Source organism: Oceanobacillus massiliensis str. N'diop, from assembly GCF_000285495.1.
In the GTDB taxonomy this organism is placed as follows: Bacteria; Bacillota; Bacilli; order Bacillales; family Amphibacillaceae; genus Oceanobacillus; species Oceanobacillus massiliensis.
In genome coordinates this window covers 758,310-765,787 of the sequence record NZ_HE610976.1, presented here as the reverse complement: position 1 = coordinate 765,787, position 7,478 = coordinate 758,310, and the positions used below count along the sequence as shown (strand labels likewise).

Here is a 7,478-nt window from a genome sequence, read left to right as displayed (position 1 = left end):
AGCCAAACCGCGGAATAAACGAAAAAAACGCGGAATTTCCGCCCGAATCGCGGAATAAATGAAAAAACCGCGGAATTCCCAGCCAAACCGCGGAATAAACGAAAAAAACGCGGAATTTCCGCCCGAATCGCGGAATAAATGAAAAAACCGCGGAATCCCCGCCCGAATCCGCCCCCGCCCAGCGCACTCTCACACACACGCCCAGCCGAACACCCTCAGCAGCGCCCATCCTAGCGCCCAATACCTAAAAAAATAGATCAAACAAACGTTCAAATATGCCTCTTTCCTCTGCAGGGTGAGAATCCGTTTCCGTATCTGCTTCCAATTCATTTTCGTCATCATGTTCTGTACAATATTCCCGTGGTTCGGTTCCTTTTTCGAAATACATGATTCTGCTGTGTTCACAATCTGGTGTGGCACGTTTTCCTGACAATGGATCAATTGGAATGCCAATCACGCCTGAGGGCAGGTCGAATGTATCTTCTGGCTGTCCCTGGTGGACTGCTTCCATGTATGCTGCCCATATTTCTTTGGCGTAAGCTGATTCGGAAACCACTTCCATCCGGCGGTTGTCATCATATCCTGTCCATATGCCAGTTACAATAGAGGGACTGTAACCAATCATCCAGCTGTCGGAATCGGTTGTACCGGATTTCCCAGCGTAAATCCTTGTTAATTGATCGGTGATACCAGAACCCGTTACAGATGTATAGCCATTCATTTCCTCATCGAACATTCCGGTCATGAGATGTGTCAAAATAAATGTCTTCTTTTCATCAAGCACTTGTTCTGCCTTGTCAGATTTCCTTTCGTAAACGGTCTTTCCATCTTGATCGACAATTTTTTCGACTGTATAGCTTGTCATCTCTTTACCGTTATTTGCGAGCAAGCCGTATGCAGAAGTCATCTCCGTCACAGAAACAGAAGCTGTGCCAAGTGCTAGGGATGGGACTTTCGGGAGATCGCTGCTGATACCAAACTGCTTGGCCGATGCGATTAATTTCTCCGGACCAAGGTATAGGTTGGTCTTGACGGCATACACATTATCCGATAGGGCAAGTGCCTGTGCTAATGTGATGGGCTGATTGGCATAATAGCCGTTGAAATTGCTTGGCTGATAGACGTTTCCGTTATCCAGCTGGAAGGTCGTCGGTTTGCTCATTAGCTGGGTGCTTGCCGTATAGCCATAATTCAAGGCGGCATAATATAAAAATGGCTTAAAGGTAGATCCCGGCATTCGCCTTGCATCAACGGCCCGGTTAAAGGCACTCTTTCGGTAATCTCTTCCTCCGACCATGGCCAATATAGCTCCCGATTCGGAATCCATCGAAATCGCGGCAGCTTCGATTTCGCTAGAATCTTGGATCGTTTCCTGAATCGTCTCCTCAAGCTGTCCTTGGAAATCCCGATTTAATGTTGTATGGATCCGATATCCGCCACTGCGGATGGAGCTTGGTTCAAGGCCCAGCAGCTCAGAGGATTCCAGCAAAACCTGATCCTGGAAGTAGGCGGCAATTCTTGGTTCTTCGGGCATTGTTGCATAGACCAGTTTTTCCTCGACAGCTTTTCTATAGTCCGTTTCTGAAATGCGCCTTTCATGCAGCAAACTTCTTAGGATGACCTTTTGCCGCTGATTGGCATTTTCCTCGTCATTTAAAGGGGAATAATATGTAGGTCCCTTTGGTACCCCCGCCAGCATGGCTGCCTCAGCCAATGTCAATTCTGCAGCGGATTTGTTGAAGAAATAATTGCTGGCAGCTTCTATTCCATATGCACCATGCCCATAATAAATCGTATTTAAATACCCTTCGAGAATCTTTTCCTTTGAATAAAACATCTCCAAGCGGACGGTATAAAATGCTTCCTTTATCTTCCTGGACCACGTCTTCTCGGGTGATAGGAAGAGATTCCTTGCGTATTGCTGTGTCAGTGTACTCGCACCTTGCTGTAAAGAACCGCTTGAGATATTTTTCAGAATGACGGAACCAATTCGCTTATAGTCAAATCCATTATGGTCAAAAAAATGCCTATCTTCGATGATAAGTGTCGAATCGATAACGTCATCGGATATCTCATCTAAGCTCAGCCACTGATTTGTCTGTATACCGCGTTCCTCGCCAATAATTTCCCCTGCCTGATCATAAATAAGGGTTGCCTGGTCACCAGGGAGGTTTGGAGGCCCCATTAAAAATGCCAGCAGATAGATAAGTGCAGCAGAAAGCAAGGCAACGGCAATGAGAGCGATAATTAGTTTGGGAATCATTCTTCTTGGCCAAAATTGCATAATCTTATCTCCAATTTAAAAATATTAGTATTTATCATTATGGGAAAAGGAGATAGGTTATAAACTGTTAAAAGCAGAAACTTCATGTTTTCTTTGATTGGTTTTCTGTGAGTTTGGAAGCGGAAATCGCAGAATCCGATGAAATTCTATATAAATATTGATTATCCCTGCATTTTATCGCTATAATAGGGACACTATAGGATTTTTAAGTAAAGTTAGAGGCGATATAATGGATTCTTTTCAAAAGAACGTTCAGATTAATCTCCGCACCACTATTGATGATGGTGGAGCAAAGGAGTATAGTGACCAGATACAGTCGGGAAATTATTTTCGGAAACAAGAGATGGATGTATTGATGTTTGAAGAAAAATTGGATGATGATTCTGTGGTCAAGAATTTAATCACAATTCAGGAATCCAAGGTCCATATCAACCGATCAGGTTCCGTAAAAATGAACCAGAAATTTGAAACTGGCCGTATTTCGGAAAATATATATCATCACCCACATGGTAAAATACATATGGAGACTTTTACAGAGACGATTGACTATCAAAAATCAACCAAATCGATAGAAGGCCGTTTGGCTATCTCCTATACTGTCAAATTGAACGGACAGGATAAACGAAATCATAAAATCGAGCTGTCATATAAAGAGGAGGATCATCAATGAACGTTTTGGAACAAACTGAAAATACATTGAAACAGGAAATCGCAGCGGCTGCCATACAGGCGAAACTTGCAACTGAGGAAGAACTGCCGGCAATTATCCTGGAAAAACCGAAAGATAAGGCACATGGAGATTTTGCATCAAATATTGCCATGCAGCTTGCACGTATTGCCAAGAAAGCACCACGCCAAATTGCTGATGATATTGTAGCTAATCTGGATCAAACCAAGGCATCAATTGAAAAAATAGATATTGCAGGACCGGGATTCATTAACTTTTTTATGAAAAATGATTTTCTTGGTGACATCATTCCTGCTATTCTGCAGGCCGGAGACAATTACGGCAAAACAGATAAAGGCAATGGCGAAAGAGTCCAGGTTGAGTTTGTTTCGGTAAATCCAACTGGGGATCTTCATCTTGGTCATGCACGTAATGCGGCATTCGGGGATGTGCTGTGCAATGTACTATCGGCTGCCGGTTATGATGTAGAGCGAGAGTATTATATCAATGATGCGGGTAACCAGATCAATAATCTTGGTCTATCTGTTGAAGCACGTTATCTGCAGGAGCTAGGAATAGATGTCGAAATGCCTGAAGATGGGTACCATGGCCAGGCCATTATCGATATCGCTAAAAAGCTGGTAGCGGAATATGGAAATGAGTGGGATTCCAAGGAAAGAACAGAGCGCCTGCAATTCTTTAAAGAGTTCGGTTTGAAATCCTCTCTTAAAAATATCGAGAATGACCTGAAAGATTTCCGTGTGGAGTTTGACAGCTGGTTCTCTGAACGTTCCCTCTATAAAGAAGATAAAATCTCTGATGCTCTGAATACATTGGAAGAAGGAAACTACACGTATGAAGAGGACGGCGCAATGTGGTTCCGCACAACCGACCTTGGCGATGACAAGGATCGCGTACTGATTAAGCAGGATGGAAGCTATACGTATTTGACACCGGACATTGCCTACCATAAAAATAAATTGGACCGTGGATTTGATCATATCATCAATGTCTGGGGTGCTGACCATCACGGTTATATTCCAAGAATGCGCGCTGCAATCCAGGCGCTTGGCTATCCAGTGGAAAAGTTTGATGTAAAGATTATCCAGATGGTCAACTTATTTGAAGGTGGAGAAAAAGTCAGAATGAGCAAACGGACAGGGAAGGCTGTATCCTTGCGTGAATTAATGGATGAAGTTGGCGTCGATGCAGTTCGTTATTACTTTGTTACCCGCTCCAATGATTCCCAGCTTGATTTCGATATGGATCTTGCTCGCTCCCAATCAAATGACAATCCTATTTTCTATGTTCAATATGCACATGCACGTATCTGTACAATGCTTGAGCAGGCTAAGAATAAAGGATTTACAGCAGATGATAGTTTCGACGTTTCTCTGCTTACAGCTGACAAGGAAATGAATCTGTTGAAGAAACTCGGTGAATTCCCGCAAATTGTAGCAGACGCAGCCGAAAAACATACTCCGCATAAAGTGACGCAGTATGTTTTCGATTTAGCAACACTGCTGCATAGCTTCTATAACGCAGAGAAAGTACTTGATGGCGAGAAGGAAGCTAGAACCAACGCTCGTATTGCATTAATGAAGGCTGTCAGACAGACACTTGCCAACGCGATGGGCCTAATAGGTGTATCGGCACCGGAAAAGATGTAAGAGCAGCTGCTCAGCCGTTCAAAGGCTCGATATTATCAAGGTGAATTCGGCGCAGGCCAGTCAATAATAATAATGCTGCCAGGTTAAAAGTAAGGAAGCTTTCTTCCTGCTATCTTGGCAAAAAACCACTGTAATCCCTAACTGGGAAACAGTGGTTTTTTGCTATAAAATTCTAAAAATATTTTATTGAAATCGGTTGACTGAATGTTCATTCAGGTTTAAAGTGATAATAAGGGTTTCAACATACTGTATATTCGGAAAAATGAAATCGTTATCATTTGCTGGATGCTAAACAAGGGGGAGCATAGGGTGGATACATTTTTGGTTATAAATTGGATAGCGTTCTTACTTGTGACAGGTTATGCACTATATTTATTTGCAAAAGTTGTTTCAACAAGAATCGCTTACATCAGACTTGGCAAGAAGTCTGATTACGACGGGGAAATCAAGCTGCGTTTAAAAAGAGTCGGGAAAATTGTATTCGGTCAATCAAAATTACTGAAGGATAAAAAATCGGGAACAATCCATGTCATGATGTTTTACGGATTCTTACTCGTTCAGTTCGGTGCGCTTGATATGTTTGTTAAAGGATTATCACCCGGAAATCACCTGCCATTTGGAATCTTTTATCCAGGGTTTGTCTTTTTCCAGGAGCTGGTCACGTTAATGATTCTGATTGCTGTCGGCTGGGCCTTCTATCGTCGCTACATGGAAAAGCTTGTCCGTTTGAAGCGGGGCTTGAAGGCAGGACTCGTGCTTATTTTCATTGGAACGTTGATGGTTTCCGTACTGTTTGGAAACGGCATGTCGATGATTTGGCATGGACACGAGCCGGGATGGTCAGAACCTGTTGCAAGTATGGTAGCAATTGCATTCGGATGGCTGTCGGCAAATGCAGCAATGGTTTTGTTTTATGTTGCATGGTGGGTCCATACCATCACACTTCTATCCTTCCTTATTTATGTGCCGCAATCTAAACATGCACATTTGATTGCCGCACCAATCAATGTTTTTCTAAGTAAAAAGATACCAGGCAAACTGAAAAAATAGACTTCGAGATGGTCGGAGAAGATGAAGACGGTGAGGAAGAAATAGCCTTTGGTGTTGGGAAAGTGGAAGACTTTGAACAGCATCAGATGATCGACTTTTACGCCTGTGTGGAATGTGGCCGTTGTACAGATGTCTGTCCCGCTTCCGGTACAGGGAAAATGCTTTCGCCGATGGATATTATGATTAAGGTCAGAGACCACCTTACTGAAAAAGGTGCAGCTGTGACAGGGAAATCTCCCTGGGTACCGTCCTATGCCTTTGCAGGAACAGCGGGAAATGCTGCCAGTGCCAGTAATGAAGCAGCCGCTGCAATACAGCATTCGAGTCTGATCGGTGACATCATTACAGTGGAGGAGCTTTCCGGATGTACCACATGCCGAAACTGCGAGGAGGCATGTCCTGTCAATAATGAACATGTGGGGACGATTATCGATATGCGCAGGTACCTTGTCATGACAGAGGGGAAAATGGATTCCGACATCCAGCGCGCAGTCACTAATATTGAACGCCAGGGGAATCCATGGGGGCTGTCCAAGAAGGACCGCATTAAATGGCGGGATGAGGATGAATCAGTATATATACCAACTGTTAAGGAACTTAAAAAAGAGGACAAAACATTTGAATACCTCTTTTGGGTAAGTTCGATGGGTTCCTATGACAGCCGCAGCCAAAAGATAGCACTTGCCTTTGCCAAATTGATGAACCAGGCCGGGGTCAGCTTTGCGATATTAGGCAATACCGAAGCAAACTCTGGAGATACGGCACGCCGTATCGGAAATGAATTTCTCTTCCAGGAAATTGCCGAGAAAAATATAAAAACATTTGAAAAGAATGGCGTTACCAAAATCGTAACGATCGATCCGCATGCCTATAATATTTTCAAAAATGAATATCCGGATTTCGGCTTTGTGGCGGAAGTGTATCATCATACACAACTGTTATACGATCTTGTAAAAACAGGGAAGTTAAAGCCGCAGCACGCGATAAATGAGCGATTGACATACCATGATTCCTGCTATTTGGGAAGATATAACGGTGTATACGATCCGCCAAGAGAAATTCTGACGGCAATCCCGGGACTTGAATTGGTGGAGATGGACCGCAGCCGTGAAAATGGAATGTGCTGCGGGGCCGGCGGCGGACTCATGTGGACAGAGGAAACAACGGGAAACCGAATCAATGTTGCCAGAACAGAGCAGGCATTGGCAGTCAAACCATCCATGATTTCCAGTGCATGTCCATACTGCCTGACCATGTTAAGTGACGGAACAAAAGCAAAAGAGGTCGATGAAGACATCAGTACAATGGATGTTGCTGAGATTCTGGCTCTATCCGTATTGGAAGAAGAACAAGTGAAAACCGCATAAAAGGACATTGAAATAAGAGAGGGGATCATAACAGGTACCCCTCTTGTTTTCGAAAATACGTCGAGTGAACGTTCAATCGCAACATAATAAGAGGCCGATTGCTTAACTACTGACAGCAGTTTGGACATATAAGATATAAACTGTGAGGTAACTTGATGATGGGATTTATCACCGCTCCGGTCGGTCGCTTTCCGCGGCGGGCGCTTTCAGCTTCCTCAGAAGCAAAAGCGACTTCTTGCGGGATATTCAGCTATTGCTTTTCCCGCTGGAATAGACTGCCTTGCGCTCCAATCCATCGGCTTAATAATTGAATATCAGTAAATCGATTCAGAAAACCCAATCCTAGCGGAGGAAATACACGGAGACTCCAGCGGGAAAGCGAAGACGCTAAGACCCCGCAGAGAGCGAACTTCGCGAGCGAGGAGGCTTAGCGCGAGCCC

Annotated in this window: 4 protein-coding genes and 1 pseudogene; 3 read left to right on the top strand and 2 right to left on the bottom strand. The window is 43.9% G+C overall.

All coding sequences use genetic code 11. The features are described from left to right. Together OMHG_RS18960 and OMHG_RS03670 are read right to left on the bottom strand one after the other, a co-directional pair. Positions 1 to 187 (bottom strand): hypothetical protein (locus OMHG_RS18960; RefSeq protein ID WP_237566133.1); only part of this gene is annotated, 187 nt, incomplete at its 3' end. Positions 188 to 244: 57 nt separating this feature from the next. Then, positions 245 to 2,284, bottom strand: coding sequence for a transglycosylase domain-containing protein (locus OMHG_RS03670; protein WP_010648428.1), 2,040 nt, complete (start codon positions 2,282 to 2,284; stop codon positions 245 to 247). A 229-nt stretch (positions 2,285 to 2,513) separates the two neighbouring features. On the opposite strand from OMHG_RS03670, the gene OMHG_RS03665 reads away from it, so the two are divergent. The 3 genes and pseudogenes from OMHG_RS03665 (at position 2,514) to OMHG_RS03655 (ending at position 7,038) form a co-directional block, all read left to right on the top strand. After that, the gene (locus OMHG_RS03665) at positions 2,514 to 2,954 is read left to right on the top strand and encodes a YwiB family protein (protein ID WP_010648427.1); all 441 of its coding nucleotides are present in this window, start codon (positions 2,514 to 2,516) and stop codon (positions 2,952 to 2,954) included. After that, the gene (gene argS, locus OMHG_RS03660) at positions 2,951 to 4,621 is read left to right on the top strand and encodes an arginine--tRNA ligase (RefSeq protein WP_010648425.1); all 1,671 of its coding nucleotides are present in this window, start codon (positions 2,951 to 2,953) and stop codon (positions 4,619 to 4,621) included. Before OMHG_RS03665 ends, argS begins: the two co-directional genes overlap by 4 nt. Before the next feature lie 309 nt (positions 4,622 to 4,930). After that, a pseudogene (locus OMHG_RS03655) lies at positions 4,931 to 7,038 on the top strand ((Fe-S)-binding protein). Positions 7,039 to 7,478: the final 440 nt, after the last annotated feature.

What these genes read in the sequence shown, in the direction of transcription:
- OMHG_RS03665 (WP_010648427.1), top strand. Translation starts at nt 2,514, where the DNA reads ATGGATTCTTTTCAAAAGAACGTTCAGATTAATCTCCGCACCACTATT.
- argS (WP_010648425.1), top strand. Translation starts at nt 2,951, where the DNA reads ATGAACGTTTTGGAACAAACTGAAAATACATTGAAACAGGAAATCGCA.
- OMHG_RS03670 (WP_010648428.1), bottom strand. Translation starts at nt 2,284, where the DNA reads ATGCAATTTTGGCCAAGAAGAATGATTCCCAAACTAATTATCGCTCTC.